At 56.6% G+C, this 22,653-nt stretch carries 18 protein-coding genes; 12 read left to right on the top strand and 6 right to left on the bottom strand.

All coding sequences use genetic code 11. The features are described 5' to 3' along the window. The first annotated feature begins 498 nt into the window (after positions 1-498). Both C3938_RS03525 and C3938_RS03530 read left to right on the top strand, forming a co-directional pair. Complete coding sequence (locus tag C3938_RS03525) at positions 499-1,221, top strand: TetR/AcrR family transcriptional regulator (protein WP_105101858.1); 723 nt, start codon at positions 499-501, stop codon at positions 1,219-1,221. A 273-nt stretch (positions 1,222-1,494) separates the two neighbouring features. Then, positions 1,495-3,858 carry a transporter substrate-binding domain-containing protein gene (locus C3938_RS03530; RefSeq protein WP_105101859.1) on the top strand — a complete coding sequence of 788 codons (2,364 nt, stop codon included), beginning with the start codon at positions 1,495-1,497 and terminating at the stop codon, positions 3,856-3,858. Positions 3,859-3,928: 70 nt separating this feature from the next. Here C3938_RS03530 and C3938_RS03535 read toward each other — a convergent pair whose 3' ends face one another. The 5 genes from C3938_RS03535 to C3938_RS03550 all read right to left on the bottom strand — a co-directional run bounded on the left by C3938_RS03535 (position 3,929) and on the right by C3938_RS03550 (position 8,922). After that, positions 3,929-5,047 (bottom strand): SO2930 family diheme c-type cytochrome, encoded by a 1,119-nt coding sequence (locus C3938_RS03535; protein WP_105101860.1) that lies wholly within the window; start codon positions 5,045-5,047, stop codon positions 3,929-3,931. Then, entirely contained in the window at positions 5,040-6,347 is a 1,308-nt protein-coding gene (locus tag C3938_RS03540) for a parallel beta-helix domain-containing protein (RefSeq protein WP_105101861.1), read from the bottom strand. Before C3938_RS03540 ends, C3938_RS03535 begins: the two co-directional genes overlap by 8 nt. A gap of 431 nt (positions 6,348-6,778) precedes the next feature. After that, complete coding sequence (locus C3938_RS03545; RefSeq protein WP_105101862.1) at positions 6,779-7,381, bottom strand: Yip1 family protein; 603 nt, start codon at positions 7,379-7,381, stop codon at positions 6,779-6,781. Positions 7,382-7,479: 98 nt separating this feature from the next. Next, positions 7,480-7,614: a hypothetical protein gene (locus tag C3938_RS18295; RefSeq protein WP_267893014.1), complete on the bottom strand. Its 135-nt coding sequence runs from the start codon at positions 7,612-7,614 to the stop codon at positions 7,480-7,482. 243 nt (positions 7,615-7,857) lie between these two features. After that, positions 7,858-8,922: a branched-chain amino acid aminotransferase gene (locus C3938_RS03550; RefSeq protein ID WP_105101863.1), complete on the bottom strand. Its 1,065-nt coding sequence runs from the start codon at positions 8,920-8,922 to the stop codon at positions 7,858-7,860. A gap of 729 nt (positions 8,923-9,651) precedes the next feature. Here C3938_RS03550 and C3938_RS03555 point away from each other — a divergent pair. Beyond that, positions 9,652-10,959 carry a hypothetical protein gene (locus C3938_RS03555; RefSeq protein ID WP_105101864.1) on the top strand — a complete coding sequence of 436 codons (1,308 nt, stop codon included), beginning with the start codon at positions 9,652-9,654 and terminating at the stop codon, positions 10,957-10,959. Between the two features lie 416 nt (positions 10,960-11,375). Here C3938_RS03555 and C3938_RS03560 read toward each other — a convergent pair whose 3' ends face one another. Beyond that, complete coding sequence (locus C3938_RS03560; protein ID WP_105101865.1) at positions 11,376-12,044, bottom strand: hypothetical protein; 669 nt, start codon at positions 12,042-12,044, stop codon at positions 11,376-11,378. Here C3938_RS03560 and C3938_RS03565 point away from each other — a divergent pair. The 9 genes from C3938_RS03565 to C3938_RS03605 all read left to right on the top strand — a co-directional run bounded on the left by C3938_RS03565 (position 12,043) and on the right by C3938_RS03605 (position 22,629). Continuing rightward, entirely contained in the window at positions 12,043-12,516 is a 474-nt protein-coding gene (locus tag C3938_RS03565; RefSeq protein WP_105101866.1) for a hypothetical protein, read from the top strand. The genes C3938_RS03560 and C3938_RS03565 overlap by 2 nt on opposite strands. Before the next feature lie 30 nt (positions 12,517-12,546). Beyond that, positions 12,547-13,743: a hypothetical protein gene (locus tag C3938_RS03570; protein ID WP_105101867.1), complete on the top strand. Its 1,197-nt coding sequence runs from the start codon at positions 12,547-12,549 to the stop codon at positions 13,741-13,743. A gap of 95 nt (positions 13,744-13,838) precedes the next feature. Continuing rightward, positions 13,839-15,413, top strand: coding sequence for a tetratricopeptide repeat protein (locus C3938_RS03575; protein ID WP_105101868.1), 1,575 nt, complete (start codon positions 13,839-13,841; stop codon positions 15,411-15,413). A gap of 455 nt (positions 15,414-15,868) precedes the next feature. Further along, on the top strand, positions 15,869-17,959 hold the full coding sequence (locus C3938_RS03580) for an SUMF1/EgtB/PvdO family nonheme iron enzyme (protein WP_105101869.1): 2,091 nt from the start codon (positions 15,869-15,871) through the stop codon (positions 17,957-17,959). Between the two features lie 31 nt (positions 17,960-17,990). Further along, positions 17,991-18,263: a hypothetical protein gene (locus tag C3938_RS03585; protein WP_105101870.1), complete on the top strand. Its 273-nt coding sequence runs from the start codon at positions 17,991-17,993 to the stop codon at positions 18,261-18,263. Between the two features lie 89 nt (positions 18,264-18,352). Beyond that, positions 18,353-19,147 (top strand): MotA/TolQ/ExbB proton channel family protein, encoded by a 795-nt coding sequence (locus tag C3938_RS03590; protein WP_105101871.1) that lies wholly within the window; start codon positions 18,353-18,355, stop codon positions 19,145-19,147. 104 nt (positions 19,148-19,251) lie between these two features. Next, the gene (locus C3938_RS03595; protein WP_105101872.1) at positions 19,252-20,556 is read left to right on the top strand and encodes a hypothetical protein; all 1,305 of its coding nucleotides are present in this window, start codon (positions 19,252-19,254) and stop codon (positions 20,554-20,556) included. Then, positions 20,546-21,628, top strand: a complete 1,083-nt coding sequence (locus C3938_RS03600) for a VWA domain-containing protein (protein WP_105101873.1) — start codon at positions 20,546-20,548, stop codon at positions 21,626-21,628. Before C3938_RS03595 ends, C3938_RS03600 begins: the two co-directional genes overlap by 11 nt. After that, the gene (locus tag C3938_RS03605; RefSeq protein ID WP_105101874.1) at positions 21,625-22,629 is read left to right on the top strand and encodes a vWA domain-containing protein; all 1,005 of its coding nucleotides are present in this window, start codon (positions 21,625-21,627) and stop codon (positions 22,627-22,629) included. The genes C3938_RS03600 and C3938_RS03605 overlap by 4 nt, the downstream gene beginning before the upstream one ends. Positions 22,630-22,653 lie beyond the last annotated feature (24 nt).

Raw genomic sequence — 22,653 nt, forward strand, 5'->3', positions numbered from 1 at the left:
GAAATTTCTGACGCCCCCCTTAAGAGAAGGGTATCAGCTGACATCGTTGCGTTGAGTGTCCCGCTGCCCCCATAAAATGCCGGCCAAAGCGCCGGTATTTTCATGACCAATTATCCCCGTCAATCCAAACCAATTTTTCCGCCGGGCCCAACCAATTACGGAATTTTCGAAGCATTCTTCAGTAAATTTCCGGCTGTAATGAAATGTAATGGGATTTACCTCACAAACCAGAATTCCTTGCTAGTCACTGTACGGCACATCGCTAAAATAGCGCGGCCGTTCCAGAATGGCTCACCGGTCGAATCTATTCATGGTAATGCGTCGGCAACATTCGTTAGACTCATTGCACAACGATAAGACCCGAACATTCTGAGAGCGGAATACTGTGTACAGGCAATATCGCCCCAATTTTTTTTACCACGCTATTTTTATCCGGATCCCGTTTTACCTGATTGCCGATAGCACTCCGCTCACTGCCGTAAAGGAATTAACCTCGCCATGACGTTGGACAATGGAAAGTCTGAACTGGTCTATCAAGGGCGCAAAGCCCAGCGCACCGACAGCCGTCAGCGCCGCAAAGCCATTCTTGAGGCCACTCTGCGCCTTATCGTGAAAGAAGGAATCCGTGGCATCCGCCATCGTGCGGTTGCCAAGGAAGCAGCCGTCCCTCTCGCTGCGACCACTTACTATTTCAAGGATTTAAACGATCTGATCAGCGATGCCTTCACTTTTTTTGTGGAACAGAATATTGATCAGACCCGGGGCCTCCAGGAGGAAAGTTTCGCCGCCGCACGACAGCTGACGCCGGAGCAGCTTGCCTCGCCCGCCGGACGCCGCCAGCTGATCCAGCAGCTGACGCGTTTTGTGCTCTCACATATTCGTGCCCAGGCAACAAGCCGCGATCACCGGGTAGTGGAACTGGCCTTCAAAAATGAAGCATTGCGCAACGACCAGCTGACCCGCGCCGTCCGCATGGCCAACCAGTCCACAGAAAGAATGATCGTGGAATTTTTTGAATTACTGCAAGTGGCAGACCCCTCAGCCGCCGCCCAGATTGTTCATGGCACTATTCTGAATCTGGAATTCCAGGTGTTGTGCGGCGCGGTTTCTATTGAATCACCGCTTCTCGAGCGGACGATTACCATGATGATAAAAGGGCTGATTCCCTCTGTACGGGAGGAACGCAGCGAGGATCAGCTGGTGGAATCCCAAACCGCCTGATTCCCCCCATATATTGCGCCACTTACCATGCTGGCGGTGACGGTCGACCTATCAGACTGTCCCGTCATCATGCGCGGACATCCCTTCACCGCCATCCCACAATTTTCACCCCGGCGCATCCGCCATCCACTTTCCTCCTCCACTTCGGAAGTGGCAGTCAAATAGACGCATCCCATTCCCGCCTCCCACCAGTGACTTAGGCTTTAGTGGTCAGCCAGCACGTCCAAGCAACTAAACTGTTAGGAATCACATCGGATGTATTGAAGAAGTACCATGGATTTTCGTGCCCTCCACCGACTGCTCTGCTGTATGGTCGTCCTGCTTCCGATCACCGTAGCGTGCGAAAAAGAAACACAAGCGCCAGCACCCGAGCCCCCAGCGACGGAGAATTCCTCCAAACCTGTCGACGCCACCACGGAAGTCCCGACCGACCAGCCGCAAGCGCAAATTCCCGAAGACGGTAAGGAAGCAGCCCTGGAACCGGCAAAGAAGGGGGATTTGCGCCCCGAAGCACAATGGCCACCAGAGACGACCTCCGGCTTTCCTGTCAACGCATTTAAAAACTATCAGGAGTCCGGCGATCTCGATGGGATCGTAAAACGTGGAAAGCTGAGGATTCTCGTTGATATCACCAACACGGATTCATTGCATCGCGCCGCCACCCAGCAGGATATCGAAATTGACGAAGCCCGCCGCCTCGCCGCGCACCTGGGCGTGGAACCCGTGGTCCTCTACGCGGAACACTTTGATCAGCTGATACCACTGCTGGAAGCGGGGAAAGGCGACATCATAACCAACAATATGCTGATCACCGAGGCTCGCGAGCAACGCGTGGATTTTTCCACACCCATAGCAAATACCCAGCTCATCCTCGTCTCTCGCGAAGACTCTCCTCCACTGAGCGAGGAAAAGGATGTAACAGGCAAGAAAATTTACGTAACAAAAGGCACCGCCTATGTGGATGCCGCACAGGCATTCGTAAATAAATACCCTGGAATTGAACTGGTTATTGTGGAAAAAAATTATGTCGAATTACTCGTGAATGTCTCGGAAAGTCTGATCGATTACACCATTGTCGAGACGCAGACTTACGACATGGCAACCCAGTTTCTGGAAAACCTGAAGAAAAACTTTGTGTTTCCCAAGGAGCGACAGACAGCCTGGGCCATGCGCAAGAATTCACCGGAGCTTACCAAAGCGGTGAATGATTTTGTGCGCCAGAGCAAGCTCACCCGGTCTGTGGAACGATCGATCGGGGATCTGGACAAGATCAAGGAACGAGGCTACATCCGCATCCTGACCCGCAATCACCCCGGGACCTATTACATGTGGAAAGGTCGGATCATGGGTTATGAATTCGAACTCGCAGAAGCTTTTGCCAAGTACCAGGACCTGCGCCTGGAAATTGTGGTCGCCCCCTCACACGCAGACCTTCTGAATATGATCAGGGATGGAAAGGCGGATATCGCGGCCAGCCTGCTTTCCATAACCGAACGTCGTGACAACGCGGGAATGGATTTCGGCCGCCCCTACATGCAGGAGCGCGTTGTCATTGTGGGAAGAGATGATGACAAGCTCGATAGCCTTGACGATCTGGCGGGTCGCACCATTTATGTCCGCCATTCCAGCAGCCACTACGATGTGGCCATGGAGCTGAAAAAGAAAGTGCCGGAGGTCAAAATTGAACTGGCTCCGGAAGAACTGAATATACAGCAGGTCATCGATCGAGTTGCGGATAAGGAATACGACCTCGCCATTGCGGACAACGTCTCCCTGAAGCTGGAGCACGCCTGGAGAAATAATATCGTCGAGCTGATCGACCTGGAACAACATGACAACATCTACGCCTGGATGGTGCGCGAGAACAATCCGGAGCTGCTCAAAGCAATCAACAAGTTCTTCGATAAGAGGAGCACCAAGAAACTACGCAAGATTCTTTACACCAAATACTTCGATGCGCCGAAGAAGACCCGTCCGGAAATCAACGAATTGAACGCGGATGGCACCATCTCCCCCTTTGACAAGCACGTCAAAAAATATGCGGAAGAATTTGACTTTGATTGGCGGCTTGTCGTGGCACAGATGTTCCAGGAAAGCACGTTCAATCCGAAGGCAAAATCCTGGGTGGGGGCCCGCGGATTGATGCAGGTCATGCCCGATACCGGCAAACAGGTCGGAGAAAAAAATCTGTTCGATCCGGAAACCAGCGTCCGGGCCGGCATGAAATATCTGGAGTGGCTGCATCGAAAATTTGAAGACAAAGGCATCAGCCCGGAAAACATGATGTGGTTCACCCTCGCCGCCTACAATGCCGGACTCGGGCATGTGTACGATGCTCAGGATCTCGCGGAAGAAAAAGGCTGGGATCGCAGGGTCTGGTTCGACAATGTTGAAAACGCGATGCTGCTGCTGTCAGAAAAAAAATATTATGAAAAGGCGCGATTCGGTTACGCACGCGGAAGAGAACCCTACGATTATGTTCGCAAGATTCAGGCGCGTTACCGCACCTATGTCGCACTGCTGGAGGACTATGAGCGACAGCACGCCGATGAAACCAGCGGCCTACTGGATATGCTGTATCCGGGGTTTCATCCCGCCGCCTTGGGAGCGGCAGATTGGCTGACGGACACGCGTTGAAGGGTATAACAATCAGATGAAAAACGACGGCGGTGAGTCCCGCCGTCGAACGCTATAAAAGCAGGAGATATCAGCTGCAATTTCCGGGCATGGAGGCAATCCACTCCTTGAGCAGCTCGGTTCCCTCTTTGTGTACCAGACTGCGACCGAGCTCCGGCATCATCGCGCCGGGAGAGGTGGACTCCACCCGGAAGTTGAGAATGGACTCATCCGGGCTACCGGGCACGATAGCAAACAGGCGATCCCCAGAACCCGTGCCCGCCGCGACCGGCGGTTTGCATACCCCCAGACGGCGCCTGTCACTTTCCGCGCCGTACAACATCAGCCCAGAGGTATCCGCCGCTCCCGCCGGGTTATGGCAGTGGCCGCAGTTGATATCGAGGTATGAACGCGCGCGCTCTTCCAGTGACGCCGTCTTATCCTTGTAATCCACGTTATGCGGCACCTGGGCCAGTTCCGGCAACCCACTCAGGAAGCCCACCTGCTGCCAGTAAAGCAGCTGGTTTTCCGTTCCCTCCTGGTAGGCGTAATCCTTGTTCAGGTGACGCGCACGGGGACCGATGGGACGCACGGCCTTCTGGGTATGGTTGTCGGCGTGGCAACCGGAACACTGATTGGCATCCGGCACTACATAGGTGAAACCCTCGCTGCTGCCATCCGTACCCACCAGCTGCAAGCGCTTGGCATCTCCGGCGATTTCCAGTACAGCATCGGTCTGCGCGTCGTTCCACACATAGGGCAATGCCTGCCAACCGTCCGCACGCTTCACCAACAGTCGTGTTTCAATCAGCTTTACCTTTTTCAGGTTAAGGCCACTGCCGGCGAAATCCTGCGCGTAGTCATCGGTATTCAGCACACTGCCATCCGCCGCGAGCGGGTAGTAAAACGTTTTGCTGATGATGGTACCCACCGGGTAGTCGAAGTCGTCTTCACCGTACGCTGCACTGGTTCCCTCCGGCATCCACACCGTGCGCAGCTTGTGCGCATAGTCGGTAAACAACGCGGTGTTGAGGTCGTAGGGAGTGACCCGATCGTTGAGCGACAGCTGTCCGTCGATGGCCTCCACCACATGCCATTCGCTCAGGTTGTCTGGAACGGCATTGCGCTCATGGATGGTGACTGCCTCACGGGGTGCACCGCACCCCGTGAGCATCAGGGCCAGCACCGCGCCCCAACAGAGTTTACGCATCAGTTACCTCGTTAGCTGCGTGTTGCTCTTCCTGAGGTTTTTCCTGCTTGCTGTCAAAGTCGAGCACGATCTGCGGCAGTTTTTTCAGACTGCAGTGGTGCTGAGAAATATCGGTGGTGATGTTCTTGTAGTTGTTCATCACATCGACGTTGATGATGCCAACACCTTCGTTTTCGATGCACAGTTTCAGATCATCTGGCAGTTTGCCGTCTACCATTTTTTTCTTGTCCACGGCACCGTCCCACATGACATCGGGCAGGCTGCCGGTGAGGCCGAATTTTGCAATCTTCAGCGCCTTCAGCTCCATGTGGTCGGGAGAAGTACCGCCACCGGTAAAGGTGTTGTTGTAGATGTAGATACCTTCCGGATAGGGGTCGAAGTTTTCCTGGGTGGACTTGTCGCTGTAGTAACCGGCGGCAAAGTAGCTGCTCACGATCACGTTGGCCGTATCGTTATCGGAAATCTCGTTGTTGAAAATTTCCACGTAGTCATTGGAGTTGATCACTACACCAGAACCGGCCGGTACAGCGGCAACTGGCGTACCCTCGTGACCGAAGTTCTCGGTGTTGTTCTTGTACACCTTGTTGTTGTACACGCGAGTGCTGTGACCAGGCTGCGGCAGGTTCGGCATGTTGAATACCAGAATACCGCCGGTGTTGTTGGTGGCGATGTTGTCGTACACATCTGCGCCGATGGTGTTCTCGATCTCGATACCGGCGACATTGAACTCGGCGCGGTTGTTACGCACGATCACATTGCGGGACTGGCCCACATAAATGCCGGCGTCGGAGGCACCGATGGCCACGTTGCCTTCCACCAGCGTGTTTTCAGTCTGTACCGGGTAAATACCGTAGGCGCCATTCTCGGTGGATGGGCCGTTGGTCCACTCCACGCGGATATTGCGAATGATGATGTTCTTGCCTTCGTTCACCTTCAGCGCATCGCCGATGGTGTCCTCGATGGCCAGATCCTCGAGGGTAAAGTCGCTGGCGTTGACCAGCAGACCTTCCGCGCCCTGGATCTGATCCTTGAAGGACAGCACGGTTTTGTCCATACCTGCACCGCGAATGGTCACGCCGTCCACGTTCAGAGACAGGCTGCGGTTCAGCTGATAGTGACCTTCAGGAATTTCGATGATATCGCCAGGCTGCGCCTGGATCAGCTGCTTGAGCAGCTGCTTCTGGAAATCCGCGGACGCCGCGGAGACTTCCTGCCCTCCACCGCTACGGCCGTTGTCCTGGGAACAGGCTGCCGCCAGCGCGGCAATTAACGCAACGCCCAACTTGACTGGTGCTTTCATGGATTCTCCCGCTTTCCTTATTTGATTGTTTTTACTGTTATGTGTCGGACATATACGGCTCGAACCAACACCGAATGGATTGCATCACCGGCAACCCCGATCAGCGCCACAAAGACCACCATTTATGACCAAGAAAATGCTTTTCGTCCCACTTAGCACGGATGTACCAATTTCGGGGCGAAAAAAATGGCGACTGCCGCTAGCCGGATAGTATCCAATGGTCAGAAAGGCAGCAACCGCTAAAACGGAACTCCGTCTCGTTTTAACCAGACGGCGCCCGACCCAATGGTCGCGCGCCTTCGGAAATCTGGAGGATGAAGGGGGATCAGCGGACCATCGGGCAGCCAGAAACCCGCGCGGTCTTTCCCCGCACGGGTCACCAATAACCGGAACGAAGATTCTCCCCGGCAAACTGGCCCGCAGGCGCTATTTCAGTGCTGGAATACCGGTGCCGCCACAAAGCTCCAGAACAGTACGGTGGACACCATCACCACCACCGCCATCACCAGGCAAACCGTCACAACCGCACTGGCGAACAGAAACCCCCGCTCCTCGGACACATTCATCACGATGGGTATTCCCACATACAACAGGTAGACCGCGTAGGCGACAGCCACGGTCGCCAGAAGGATGTCCAGCCAGAGGATCGGGTAAAGACCGGCAGCGCCGGCAACGAAAATGGGTGTGGCGGTAAACCCGGCAATGACCATTCCCTTCATCGGGTGGGTTTTTGCCCCATAGGTTTTCGCCATCCAGTGGATAAAGTAACCGACGGCAATCACCGACAGAATCATGGTGACGTAGAACACCGCCACTAAAGAAAGTGCGCTGTTACTGGTCAGCGTGCGAACCTGCCCTCCGCTGCCTATATTCCAGCCGATTTCCGTGGTACCGAAATACCAGCAGAGTGCCGGCAGCAGAGCCAGAACAATGACGTAAGGTACCTGACGATTGAGCCCTTTTTCAGACAACCCGGCAATTTCGCGCCATTGTCTGCGAGGTTGTACCATCAGGCCATAGAGATGATTCAGCATTCCCATTCTCCTCACTCGCGAGGAACTACACGGCTTGTGGCCGCGAGGGAGAGCCTTTCAGGAGCCACAGACTCCTGTGTCTCAAATTGATCTGGATACTACTTGTCAAAGTGAGGGATACCGCCAAAGGCCATTCCCAACAGTTCCAGTTTCTTGTTTTCTGCGCCTTCAGGCGCCTGCTTGCAGTCTGCCGGGCGGATTTGCGCGGCCACCAGCCCGGTGCTGGCTCGCACTAACCAGCGCGTTAGTGGAATGCCTCCCGGGCTCGATCAAGTTGTAACACCTCGGTCATGCAAGTCAACGCGGGGATCGCAAATGGTAAAAATAAAAACGCGGCCGTTTCCGCTGGAAACAACCGCATTTCGAAGAGTGCTACCGAATCACTCGATCAATTTGTGCCGTCGCAATTATCAGCAGGGGCACAAAGAAATCCGCCGGTATTTTTTTCGCAAAAAAGGAATTGGTGTAGATCGACGTCAGAATCTGGCTGTCTGCACCATTTGCATCCAGCCGAAGCGGTCTTCCGCCCTGCCCTCCTGAATATCCAGTAACATCTGCCGCAAGCGCGTCGCAATCGGCCCCGGCGCCTGCGCCAGTCGATAGCGCTGCTCGCCATCACCCAACTCGCTGATCGGGCTGACAATAGCCGCCGTGCCACAGGCAAACGCCTCGGTACAGGCGCCGGAAGCCACCTGTTCCAGCAGGTCGTCGATGTCGATGGCCCGTTCCTGAACCTCAAGACCCATGTCATTCGCCAGCGTCAGCAGTGATTCCCGCGTGACACCTTCGAGGATCGAGCCGTTGAGCGCGGGGGTGTGCAGCGCGCCGTCCACCACCGCGAAGAAGTTCATCCCGGAGAGTTCATCCACGGTGCGGCGGTTGCCGGGGTTGAGCCACAGGGACTGATCGTAGCCCCGGGCCTTGAGTCGAGAAATACTAAGCAGCGAGGCCGCGTAGTTCCCGCCCACTTTGGCGTCACCAGTACCGCCGAGCGCGGCGCGGCTGTCTTCGCGCTCCACCCACAGGCGCATATTGCCCGCATGGTAGGCTTCCGAAGGACTGGCAATTACATAGAATTCATAGGCGCGGCTGGCGGTAACCGAAAGATCTGCCTGAGTCCCCATAAGGAAGGGACGGACGTAGAGGGATTCACCACTGTTGCCCGGCACCAGACCGGCGCAATGCGCCACCACGGTGTGAACGGCATTTTTAAACAGGGTTTCGGGCACTGGTGGCATACACAGCCGTGTCGCCGAGTGCGCCATGCGCGCTGCATTGCGTTCGGGGCGAAACAGACCGACGCCACTGCCGCAGCGATAAGCCTTGAGCCCCTCAAAGCAGGATTGGGCGTAATGCAAAACCTTGGCCGCGGGATCCAGTGCCAGGGGGCCATAGGGTATCAACTCGCCGTCGCTCCAGCGGCCATCCTGATAGCGGGCGCGAAACATGACCGGAGCCATGACAGTTCCAAAACCCAGCCTTTCCGGCATTTCGAACCCTCTCAGGCTGGCGATGGCTTCCGGTTGTATTGTTATGCTCACAAAGCTCTCCCACAGACGGTTATACAGTTTCGCTTAACCAGCGAATTATGACCCTAAAGCGCACCCTTTCCAAACTCCCCAACCACAAAACAAGAATCCTAAGCAACAATTATCACAAATAAGAAATTAAATTAGGATGTAAAACTCAAGCGAGATGAATAACCCTCCAATGAGCGGTCCGACATCTTCACGCACAAGCTAGACCGGCCTATGCCCCCAGGCTCTCACAAGCGGCGGTAATTCCCTCTTTCGGGAAATTATTGGCACCAGCTTGTTTGAGAATGCCATCCCCTCCTTCCCACGACTGCCAGACTCAGTGAACCCTGAACAGGTTGCCACCTCCACAGCCACTGAAATTCTCACGCCTTCACGCGCTGGCGCCCCACCCCACGCGAGGAGGTAAAGCGCGAAAATTCGTTGGCTATACTCAGAGATACATGGGCGGTGCTCGCCAATTGCAAGAGAAACCAGCGTCAGGTTGAAGATTGTTTAACCTGAAAAGCTCCCCCGGCACCAAAGCCCAGCGTCGATATCGACAACACACCGGGAAACCGGCAGGAAAGTGAACGAACCACACTTCAGGGAGAGAAGTTCCGCGCAGTCGAAGCTGTCGCAGACGTGTTACGCCTGTATTCAGCGTCGGATTGATGGCGGAATTCGCGCTCACTGCGCGTCCACCCAGTGGATGCCGGAGGGCCTGGCACAACATGGAATGGAAGTGGTTCAACCGTGACACAGACAGATACCAGCAACGCTATTGCTATCGGCTTGATGTTTACAGCCTCAGCTCTGCTGTGTGGCCCTGTTGCGGCGGAGGAAATATCCGCTCTCGACGCTGCCGTAAACAACACCAAAGCTCCTCCGGCCGCCTATATAGAAGCCGCCTCTAAACCACTGGAAAAACCGAAACGGCAGCTGCGTCCGTCGAAAGCAGCCGATGAGTACCGCGATCGCATTGAAGAAATGGAAGCGGAATATGGCGCCTACGGCGCCGGTATAGACGAACAGCTGATTGGTCTGGGCAATGCCCTGCAGCGCAGTGGCGCGCACGAAGAAGCCATCAGCCAGTTCCGCCGCGCGATGCTGATCAACCGGGTCAATGAAGGGCTCTATTCCCTGAATCAGGTGCCAATGATCGAGCGCATGATCGAAAGCCAGATCGCGCTGAATCAGTGGGAAGATGCCAACGACAATCAGGAATATCTGTTCTGGCTGCACGCAAAAAACTACGGGGAAAAAGATCCGCGCATGCTGCCGATCATCAATCAGCTGAGCAGCTGGCACCTGCAGGCGTACATTGATGAAAAAGGTGCGACGCTGTTTGAACACCTGATCAATGCCACCAATCTGTACGCACTGGCGGTAGATATCATTTCGCAAAATTTCGGCGCCAATGATCTGCGCCTTGTGGATGCCCTGCGCGGCCTCAAAGCCACCAACTATTACCTCGCCACCTACAGCGGCGAGCCGCAGGAAGCCGTAGTGATCAACACCAGCTTCGGCGGTGGCGATCTAAGCCCGGACCGGCGTGCGCAGCTGGATCATTATCGGATGAACAGCTTCAGCTCCGGTAAAACGGCGATTACCAAAATCATGGATGTGTATCAGAAAAATCCGGCGTCACCGCCCGCGGCTTCCGCCAAGGCCAAGGTCGAGCTGGGGGACTGGTACATGATGTTCAATAAGTGGCACTCCGCCCGGGAAACCTACGGCGAGGCCTACCAGGCGCTGTGGGACAATGGCGCCACCAACCGGGAAATCGAGGAAATATTCGGGCGCCCCGCGGCTCTGCCCACTCTGCCTTTCCTGGAAGAAGACCGCGAGGCACTGGCAAATTCCTACGTTACGGTTTCCTACGATGTAACGGCATTCGGCAAGGCGCGCAACATCCGCATTATCAGTGCCAAGCCGGAAGACAAGGTCAGTATTCGCTCGCGGGTTCGCAACGTATTGCAGAAGGCAAAATTCCGCCCGCGGTTTGAAAATGGTGAGCCGGTCGAGACCACCGGCATCGTACAGAAATTTGTATTTGAATGAAGGAATCGTGTTCGACTGATGTAGCGATGTTGGTTTGACTCTGACGAGTGCCCGTAACAGTGCGAAAAACTGGCAGCGAATAATTTATGCCAGGCAAACCTCGAAAGACAAAAACTGTCGAACGAATAACTGAAAACGGGCCGCTGCGATTTCGCCGCGGCCCGTGAACGCATCAGGAGATGACCCATGGCATTACGGACGATTGCACAGCGCTTTACCCATTCATCCCCCCATTCGCATAGTCTGCGCTGGCAAACGCTGGCGTCGGTATTTGTACTGGCCGCCGTCATCAGTGGCTGCAAAAACCAACAGACACAGCAACAGCCTCCGGCGCAGCCACAGCAGTCCAAGTCCCAGTCGCAATCTTCGAGTTCATCGCAGTCGCAATCACAGTCGTCCAGCTCGTCGTCATCCAGTCAGCCGTCGTCGAGCCCGTCGACGGCCAGCAGCATGCCATCGCCCAGCTCCCCGAGCAGCAGCCGCAGCCCGAGCATGTCCACGGCCAGCAGCCGCGCGCAGCCAAACAGCTCGCTCCCGAGTATCGAATCCGGTGACCGCTCCAGCCAGCAGTCCAGCACGTCGTCACGCAGCGGAGAGGAATCATCGAGACAGTCCCGTTCCCGGAGTAGCAGTGACGGCGAACCCACAGCCAGCGGAGATCCGTCGACGCCTGTGTACAGCGATTCCGACCAGCGCCCCGATGAATCCCGTATGCCGCCGGATCCTTCGTCCAACAAAGAGGGGCAGCCGCCGGATGAGATTGATTTCTCCGAAGAGCAGCAGACGGCAAGTAGCAGCTCCTCCTCAAGCTCGTCTTCGAGTTCCTCCTCAAGCTCATCGGCGAGTGCGAGCAGCGCGTCCTCCAGCAGTAGCGCCAGCAGTGCTTCCGCCAGCGGCGCACCGAGCAGCGCCAGCAGCAGTTCACCATCAAGTAGTTCACCATCCAGCAGTTCTCCGGCGGGAGGACAAAGCGGAGGCCAGTCAACCGCCGCAACTGGAGGCCAGTCCGGCGGTGGTGCACCCGCTAGCGCATCCAGCGCCGGCTCCCCGCCAAGCGGCAGCGGCGCGCCCAATGAAGCGCCCATGAGTTCCGCGGAGCGTGTGGCCGAACTGGAGGGTCGGTTCGAAACCACCATTGCCACTTACGACGGCATGATCCTGCGCGAGCGGGATTACGTGCGCAATCGCCCCGCCTCCGCTGAAGAAGAATCAGCCGAAGACGAAGCGCCCCCGGGGGAATCCCTGGAGGACCTGATCGCCGACGCAGAAGCGGAATTACCCCCGGCGCCACCGGCTGGCGGCGGTGAACCTGGCGGCGGCCCGGAAGAAAATACGTCCAGTGGTCAGGCAACCGGCCCCGGTCTGCCCACCAAGGGGCGCAAAGGAGAGTACAACCACACCAATACTGCTGCCGTTGTGCCGGCGGATATTCCCACCGGGGATGACGATGACGTGGTGGCCCGGCAGATCCGCGAGGCCGCCATACGAGAATCTGATCCGGAGCTTCAGGAAAAACTCTGGGAAGAGTATCGGAAATATAAAAAGACACAGAAATAAAGATGACGATTCATCAGGGAGAGTAGTGAAATGTTTTTCTCGCACGCACGTAGCGCACTGTACAGCCTGACTCTGGGTCTTCTCACCCTCGTCGGCTGTTCCACCACCGAGGTACGCACCACGGCCTACACTCCGCTCACCGTGGAGGATGCCGCCATCGCGGAAAACCGTCTGCTGGATGTGGGGATTGTCCAGTTCGATGCGGGACTGGAGCAGGAGGAAGAGCTGGAAGAAGACGATCTGGTATTCCCGGAGTTGCGCCGCGCGGAGTCCCGTTATGTCGCCGTTACACTCGCGGATGCGGTGCAATCCAGCCAGGGATGGGGGGCGGTACGGGTAATCCCCAGTGAGCGCACCAATATCGATGTTTCCGTCACAGGTAAAATCGTGCAGTCCGACGGCGAAACCCTCACCGTGGACGTCACGGTTACCGACTCCCGCGGACAGGTGTGGTTTTCCAGGCAATACACCGAACAGGCTTCCCACTACGCCTATGACCGCAAGCATCCTACGGAAGGCGATGCCTTTCAGGGTATTTACAACCGTATTTCCAACGACATGCTGGTATACCGCCAGGGATTATCTGACCAGTACATCGCAGAATTGCGCACCATTTCCGAAATCAAGTTTGCACAAAGTTTTTCTCCCACTGCTTTTGAGCGCTTTCTGGTACATGACGATAACGGACTCTACAGGCTCACCGCGCTGCCCGCAGACAACGACCCCATGCTGATGCGTGTACGTCAGATTCGCGAACGGGATTACCTGTTCGTGGACACGCTGCAAGGCTATTACGACACCTTCGTCAAAACCATGGAAACGCCCTACCAGGAATGGCGTGCAATGAGCTACGAAGAAGTGAAGGAAATGCGTGAGCTAAAACGCAAAGCCCGTAACAACACCATCATGGGTGTGGCCGCAATCGTCGGTGGTATTGCCGCCGCCGGCGCCGGTGGCGGAGCCGCAAGACAGGCGGGCAATGTGGCCGTGGCAGGAGGCGGTTATCTGGTAAAAAGCGGATTCGATCGCCGCGCCGAAGCCAAGATGCATATCGAAGCCCTGCAGGAGCTGGGAGACTCCATGGAAGCGGAGGTGGAACCCCGTATCGTGGAACTGGAGGACCGCACCGTCACCCTCTCTGGCTCCGTGGAAAATCAGTACCAACAATGGCGCGAACTGCTAAAAGAAATCTATGAAGTGGAAACCGGTGGCATGAGCGATATCTGATCCGCCAACAGCCACTCCGAATACACGCTGTCGGCGGCATTGCATCCATGCCGCCGACAGCGATCTGAAAATAACAGTGAACGGTGCGGAACATCATGCAATACCGCGATCCATCATCGGACGATGAATCCTTTATCCAGCCCGCCGACCTTTCCTTTGGCGGCACGTCGCAAGCCGATAGCGCCGGCAGTGCGGCAACCTCCGACCCGAGCCGTCATAGAACGACACTGAGGCGCGCGACGGCAAAGCTGGTCCCCTGGCTGTTGGGCGGAACCATGATCTCAGCACTGGTCGGCGTGTTCTGGGTACTGCCGCAGGTTGTGGAAAAGCCAGTAATAAACACCCCGGTTACCACCGGTACCGAACCCTCCCAGCAGAAAGCCGCACCTAAGGCGGAAGTATCTCCTTACACCGAGGCGGAAATCACCCAACAGCGCCGGGATGTCCAACAGGTGCTGCAGGAAATCCTGCAACTGCAGGAGGAATTATTGGAGCGCAAGGTAGAGACCTGGGCGGCGGAAGAGTACTTTGCCGCACGCACGCTGGCGGAAGAAGCGGATGGCATTTACCGGCAGCGCAGATTCATGGATGCGCTGCAGCAGTATCGCCAGGCACTCACCAGCATGCAGACATTGCGTGACAGCATACCCGAGCGCCTGGAGCAGCACCTGACAGAGGGGTACGCCGCACTGGATAGCGGTGACGCCGCCGCAGCCCACAAGGCCTTCGACCTGGTGCTGACCATTTCCGAGGGTCATCCTCGTGGCACCAAGGGAAAGTCCCGCGCGGAATTGTTACCGGAAGTCTGGCCGCAATATACGCAAGGCCAAGACGCGTTTGCGGAAAATGATCTGGATACAGCCAAGGCTGCACTGGAAAAAGCCCTGAGTCTGGATGCAGAAACTGAACCCGCCAACGCGCTTCTGTCAAAAGTAAACAGCGCTATTCTCGAGCGAGACTACAGTCAGGCCATGTCTGCAGGTTACGCCGCTATCGCCGCGAGCGACTATGGCAAAGCTCGGGAATTGTTTCAGCAGGCAAAGCGCCTCAAGCCGGCAGCCAAAGACCCGGACGTGGGCCTGACGCAGGCGGAAAATGGTATTGCCAAAGCCCATCTCGACCACCTGTTTGCCAGCGCTTCAGAGCATGAAATGCAGGAGCAGTGGCACCAGGCGGCAAACCAGTATCAAAAGCTGATTGAGCAGGATGGAAGTCTGGTAGAGGCCATCACCGGCAAGGCCCGGGCATCTGCCCGCGCAAAACTCGACGACCAACTCCAGGACTTACTGAGTGATCCTCTGACCCTCGGCCAGAGTAAACGCAACCAGTATGCGCGTAAGGTGCTGGCGGATGCGCGTGCGCTCAAGGCCGAGACGCCCAGGTTAGAGGGACAGATAGAACGGCTGGAAAACGCACTGACAAAAGCGCTGATCCCCATCACGGTATTACTGCAATCCGACGCCAGCACCCATGTAACCATTTATCACGTCGGGAAACTGGGGAATTTTTCTGAACGGGAAATCGCACTCAAGCCCGGTCGCTATACCGCAGTCGGTACCCGCCAGGGGTATCGGGATGTACGCCAGGAGTTTGTCGTCGATCCCTCCTCGGAATCTCCCGTCGTTACCATCCAGTGCGCGGAAAAAATTAACAACGCCAATAATTCCTGAGTCAGGAAACCAACCGACGCGCGGGCAGATCAAAATCCATACAACATGAACGTTGAATGGATTTGAAGTCGCTGCCCGCGGTGCCCTCAGCTTTCCGACCGCCCGCTCAGATTCCCCAACCGATCCCGATCCAACTTTGGCGCCAAAGACGCTCCGCAGACGCAGGTTCTGGCAGTGGACGAAATTGTCGTCCCGGTGTCGGTAAAACGAAAAGAATCACGCCAAAAAGCCTGGTGGTCAGGCTGCCGGCGCGAGAGCGGACTAAGCTGAAATGCGCGGCTCTGCCTTTCGGGCTTTTACTAACCCGAACACCCCGGACAGGAAACCGGTGGTAGCAGCAGCGTCGGAAAAATCAATAAGTACGCAGTAAGGGGCCTCTAGAAATCGTCGCGAACGGACGTCATCAGACGCACACGCCGCGAGTGTTGAAGAAGTCCCGCAACAGGAAACCATAAATGACAGCTAAGGAAGCGGTACCCGTTCGCGACAACGAGCCGGCCAGGGACGACACCTCCGTCATCCAGCCGATCGGATTCACCCCTGCGCAGGTTTCCACCGGAAGCAACAAACTTCTGCTCTCACCCAAAGCCATCGCTGTGGTCACCTGTCTCTGCCTCGGCGCACTGATGCTGGTATACCTGTTGGTGGCGCGCTCTCTGATCTTTGAAACCCAACCTGCGGATGCCGATGTTTCCGTCAGCGGTTTTGCCCTGCGCCTCGGCGACGGCCACCTGGTACTTCCAGGCAAATACTCATACACCGTAACCGCTACCGGTTATCTGCCACAAAGTGGTGAAGTGGAAATCAGCAGTGACAGCAACAGCCGCCATGCGGTCAAACTTGAGCGCTTGCCAGGACATCTGCAAGTCGTTACCGAGCCGCGTGTGCCGGTGCGTATTCTGGTCAACGGTGCCGAGGTGGACAGCAGTGATGGTCTGGCGCAATCCATTCCCGCCGGCCGCAAGCGCATTACTGTACTGACAGAGCGCTACCTGCCCTTCAGCAAGGAAGTGGAGATCGAGGGTCTCGACAATACACAGACGCTGACTGCCAGCCTGCGTCCGGCCTGGGCCAACGTACACATCACCAGCAACCCCGCCGGCGCTACCGTCAGTGTGGAAGGCAAAATTCTCGGTACCACGCCGCTCACCGCGGAGTTGGTACAGGGTGACCGCGTCGTGGATATCTCATTGCCGGACCACAAAACCGTACAGGTTCCCGTGCCAGTCACGGCCGGTGTCGATCAGACCCTGCAGACCGTTGATCTCGCGGCCGCCGATGGCACCCTGAGGGTCGTAAGCACCCCTCCCGGCGCCAGCATCACCGTCGATGGGGAGTATCGCGGTCAGGCGCCCATGGATGTAGCGCTCTCTTCCAACCGCCGTCACCAACTGCGCTTTTTTCTCGATGGTTACAGTTCCGTCGAACATACCGTGGACGTGCGAGCCGGCGACCTGCGCGATTTGAATGTGGAGCTCACCGCGGTCTTCGGCGATGTCGCTGTCACCAGCAGCCCGCCCGAAGCCCAGGTCTTCATCGATGGCAAACTGGCCGGCACGGCCGGTGAAACCTTCACCCTGCCAACCCGCAGCCACACCATTACCGTGCGCAAGGCGGGATATGAGGATTACCAGACCACCATCGTCCCCTCCAGCAAACTCAAGCAAAGCGTGCGCGCAGTTTTGCTCACCGGTGAGCAGGCTCGCTGGAGTAATGTGCCCGCGGAGATCACCCACGGCGCAGGCGGGAAAATGCTGCTGATGCGACCTAACTCCGAGTTCACCATGGGGTCATCGCGCCGCGAACAGGGGCGTCAGGCCAATGAGGTGCTGCGCAAGATATCTCTCACCCGGCCCTTCTATATCGCGACCACAGAAGTCACGAACCGCGAATACCGTCACTACCAGCGCATGCACAGCTCCAGTCACGCCAATGGTGTCAGCCTGGATAACGACAGTCTGCCGGTCGTGAATATCAGCTGGAACGATGCCGCGCTTTTCTGCAACTGGCTGAGTGCCCGCGATGGCTTGAAAGAGGTCTATCGCACGGAGCGGGGACGCGTCGTGGGTTTTGACGCGAGCGCCAATGGCTACCGCATGCCGACAGAAGCGGAGTGGGCCTGGGCCGCGCGCTATGAACGTGGCTCCATGCGGAAATTCCCATGGGGCGACTCACTGCCCGTGGGTAAAAACTCCGGCAACTACGCCGATAGCAGCGCCGGTCAGATCGCCCCCGCTGTACTGCGCACCTATAACGACCGCTATCCCGCAACCGCGCCGGTCGCCAGTTTCAGTCCAAACCACCTGGGGCTGTTCGATATGGGCGGTAATGTGTCCGAGTGGATTCACGATCTCTATACCATCGGTACCGGCCTTTCCACCAAGGCTGAGGAAAATCCGGTTGGTCCGCAAGACGGCGATTACCATGTCGTGCGCGGTTCCAGCTGGAAGCACGCGGGCCTTACGGAATTGCGCCTGGCCTACCGCGACTACGGCGCGGAAGCGCGTAACGATGTTGGTTTTCGTATAGCACGCTGGGTCAATTGATCCCGGGATCAAATAACAAAGAGGCATTGGTATGCAACGGAAGCAATGCACCACACGGCTGCGGTTCCTGCCGCTGATGTTGATGATTGGTCTCACTCCGCCCGCATTGGCCCAATCCACCGGCGAGAGCAAAGAAACCGATCAGAAACAGCAGGAAGAAAACGTCACCGCAAAGCCCGTATCGGTGGATTCCTCAAAAAAGGCGGGCTCAATTAAAGCACAGAGTGCAAAGAGCGCTGACAGCTACGAAGCAACGGAAGAAATTTCAGAAGACCTGTCGGTCTCCTACCCGGTGGATATCTAACGATCGTACTTGCGCAAAAGATCCAACGGAAACCAGAGCAATACCCGGGCCTCGCCAAGGAATGGCCCCAACAAAAAGCGGGAAACCCCATGAAATTCAAGTCCTCAGATTTTATGTTCCAGCTGTTCGCCCTGCTCGGGGCCATCATCCTGGTACACGCCATCTACGTGGCCATCATCCGTCCCAATGCCGATGCGCTGATTCAGGAACAAATGGCGCGAGAAGAGGCGAGAGAAACCTACATTCAACAGCGTTCGATGTACATCGTGTTGCGCGACTATGAACAGGAAGCCTGTTTCGTACTGATGCTGTGGGCCATGGCCATCATGGGGCTGAAGGCACGCCGCAGTATGCGCGAGCGCAAGCTGCTGGATCAGGCACTGCTCAACGTCAGCGAGGGCACCCCCATTCTTCCCGAGGATGCGCGCGACCTGTCGCGTCCAATCCAGGCCCTGCCCGAAGATGAACGCAATTTCCTGCTACCTCGCGCGCTGCTCACTGCACTGCAACGCTTCGGCTCCACGCGCAATGTGGCCGCGGTGTCCAACTCGGTGAAAGAGGTATGTGAAACCGAAGGCGACCGCTTGGACAGTGAACTAGCCATGGTGCGCTATATCACCTGGGCCATCCCCTCCATCGGCTTTATCGGCACCGTGCGCGGTATCGGTGAAGCGCTGGCACAGGCACATCGCGCGGTTGAGGGCGATATCGCCGGGGTTACCGTGAGCCTCGGTGTAGCGTTCAACTCCACCTTCGTCGCCCTGGTCATCAGTATCGTGATCATGTTTTTCACCCACCAACTGCAGTTGATGCAGGAGCGTCTGGTACTGGATACCCAGAATTACTGCGACAACAACTTGTTGCGTTTTTTGAAAGTGAGCTGACCCGACCGGATCACCGATACCCGGGTCACGTAAAGAGAATGTGTACGAAATAATTCGCGGCTAGCCGGGGAATGGGTTACCGCAACAGGGAAATAGGAGCTCCCATGAGCAAAGGTGTACTGGAAATCAACGATTGCGGCCTACGGGTCTTTGAAGGCACCAAGGAAGTGCTGGAAAGCCCCGGCGTGGCCATCGTCAACAACCGCGAGATCATCACCGGCACCGGCGCGCTGATGCGCGCGCGTAGCCACCCCACTCAGGTCAATCATCAGTTCTGGCGGCGGCTCAGTCTGGAAACGGTGAAATCCACCAACCCTGGCTGCCGCCACCATGCGGACCTGGCTTTTTTCCATCTGAAGGAGATCGCGGGGCTGTGCGACCTTCCCGATGAAGTGGTGCTCGCGGTTCCCGGCAATTTTACTCGCGAGCAACTGGCATTGCTGCTTGGTGTGGTTAAGGAAAGTCCGTTCAATGTCGTGGCACTGGCGGATGCCGCCACAGCCTGTATCAGCAGTTGCGCACCCCGTGGCGTGCACCTGCATGTGGAACTGCATCGCCACCAGACACTGGTAAGCCGCGTGGCTGTGCACGAGCGCGCGGAGCTGGATATCGCAGAAACCGTTACCGATGCTGGTTTGCACCATTTCCAGGAAGCCTGGGCGAGGATATTTACCGATGCCTTCATCATGCAGTGCCGCTTTGATCCACTGCACTCCGCAGAGGCGGAGCAACAGCTCTACGATATGCTGCCCCAGTGGATTGCCCGCGCCATGCGCCAGGGTGAAGTCATGGCGGAACTGGACGATCGCACCGCCAAGGTGAGTCTGCGCCAGCTGCAGGATGCAAGCACTCCGATCCTGTCACGGGTGCGGGCCATGATCGAAAATCTCGGTGAAGCCAACAGTGTGGTGTTTGTCTCCCACCGCTGGGCGGAGATTCCCGGCGGTGCTCAGCTGGCGGAACGTATTCACCTTCTGCCCCACAATGCAGTGGCACTGGCCGCCGACAAACGCTGGCAGGAGATGCATAGCGAAAACGGCAACCTGCGCCTGATTACCGAACTGAGCGCGGCGCCTGTCAATGACGTCGCTGTGCAGATCAACACAGCCACCGAGGCCGGCGCCACCCACCTGCTGTTCGGTCACCGCGCGCTGGCGGCACAGCAACCGCTGTTCGTGAGCTGGCAGGAAGGAAAGCTGCAAATCACACCCACGCCGCCAAGCCACCCCGCCGCCACCATCACCCACCATGCGGGCCGCCTGGCACTACGAGTGGATGCAGGCGCGCAACTGATGCTGAACGGAAAGGAAATTTCCGCTCCCGTCAGCCTTACCGCCGGCGACCGTATCGGCGCGGCGGATTTTGCAGAAGTCATCACAGCGATCAGCGTGGAGCACTATGGCGCGTAAGAACCGGCGGTTTACTACCTTCAGCCTGTCGTTCCTGGACATTATGTCCTGTGGGTTCGGCGCCGTAGCGTTGATTTTTCTGATCATAAAACACGGCTCCGACCACGATATCAAGGCCGAAAACCAGGATCTGACAGCAGAGGTAAACCTGCTGCAGGAGGAGGTGCAGTTCGGACTGGAACATCTGGTATTGGCCCGCAACACCCTCGATACCACCAGCGATGAACTGGCCAAAACCCAGGGGCTGGCAAGGCGCATCATGGAGCAGATTGAGGAGGTGAGAGGCAATATCGCTGAAGTCGACAGCACAACCGATGAAATGGATGTCGCACGTCTGCAGGAAAAGCTGAAAAAGCTTGAGCAGGCAAAGCAGAAGCTGGAAGAGGAAAACAAAAAACTCGGCAACAATGTGCGCAAGTTTGTCGGCGATGGCGACCGCCAGTACCTCACTGGTCTGCGCCTCGGTGGCGATCGTATTCTGATCCTGCTGGATTCATCCGCCAGCATGCTCGGCGATGAGCTTATCAAGGTCATTCGCACCCGCAACATGTCGGACGCAGTAAAACGGGATACGGAAAAATGGCGTCGGGCCAAACAGACCGTCTCATGGCTGGTTTCGCAGTTTCCCCAGGACAGCCAATACCAGATCTACACTTTCAATACCGGATTCCGCGCCGCCATCGTCGGTACCGAAGACCGCTGGCTGAATGTGGACGACCGCGCGCAAATCGACGAGGCCATCAAACAGCTGGATACCGTGGTGCCGCAGAATGGTACCAGCCTGGAGCGGGTATTTAATGCGGTAAATGGCATGTCTCCGTTGCCGGACAATATCATCCTCATTACCGACGGTCTCCCCACCCAGGGCATGCAGGTGGCGAAAGGCAACACGATTTCCGGAAAGGACCGCCTCAAGCTGTTCCACAAGGCGGTGGATGCACTGCCGAAAAGTATCCCGGTCAATGTGATTCTCGCGCCCATGGAGGGTGATCCAATGGCCGCCAGTGAATTCTGGAAACTGGCCATGGATACCCAGGGTTCGTTCCTCGCACCGTCAAAGGATTGGCCATGAGTAGCAAACGCAACAAACGGCAACAGGAAGAGTTCAGCATCTCGTTTCTCGACGTGATTTGCTGCGGCTTCGGTGCCATCGTCCTGCTGTTGATGATCGCCAAAACCGTGGAACCGATTGTTCTCGAAGAGGCCGAACTGGATCTCGATGGTCAGGTGCAGGAACTGCAGGAGCAACTGGCGGAAATTCGCGGCGAGACCAGTGTCCTGAACCGCGACCTGAACGCCAAGAAAGAACAACTGGATATAGAGACCAAGCGTATCGCCAAACTCAAGGGTGAGCTTGAAACCCTGCAGGCGGTATACGCGAAGAAAACCGAGAGCGACTCCGAGGAGGGCAAACTCAAGGGTGAACTGACCATCGCGCTGCAAACCATGACCGACGAAATGAAGCGCCTGCTGGGTGAAAACTACCAGCGCAAGAACAATGTCATTGGCGGTATTCCGGTCGATAGCGAATACATTCTCTTCATCATCGACACCTCCGGCAGTATGTTCAATTACGGCTGGGACCGCATGATCCAGGAAATGGTCAACACCCTGAATCTGTACCCCAATGTTAAGGGGATTCAGGTGATGAACGACATGGGAGACTACATGTTCTCCAACTACCGCAACAAATGGATTCCAGATACCCCCGGGCGCCGCCAGGCGGTGCTCGACCGTCTTCGTTCCTGGAATCCCTTCAGTAATTCCAGCCCGGTGGAGGGTATCCAGAAGGCAGTGCGCACCTTCCATGATCCCAACAAGAAAATCAGCATCTACGTACTCGGCGACGAATTTACCGGAAAATCCATTCGCAATGTGATGATGGCGGTGGATCGAGTGAACGCCCAGCGGGGCGAAAATGATCGCATGGTCCGTATTCACGCCATCGGTTTCCCGATTCAGTTCTCGCGACCACTGCACCTGCAAACTACCGGGCTGCGATTTGCCGCACTGATGCGAGAGCTGACATACAGGAACGGCGGCACCTTTGTGGGGCTGAACGATTTCCGATGAACCGAATAAAGAGGATGGGTAGGG

Origin of the sequence: Microbulbifer pacificus (genome assembly GCF_002959965.1) — a bacterium.
GTDB lineage: Bacteria > Pseudomonadota > Gammaproteobacteria > Pseudomonadales > Cellvibrionaceae > Microbulbifer > Microbulbifer pacificus_A.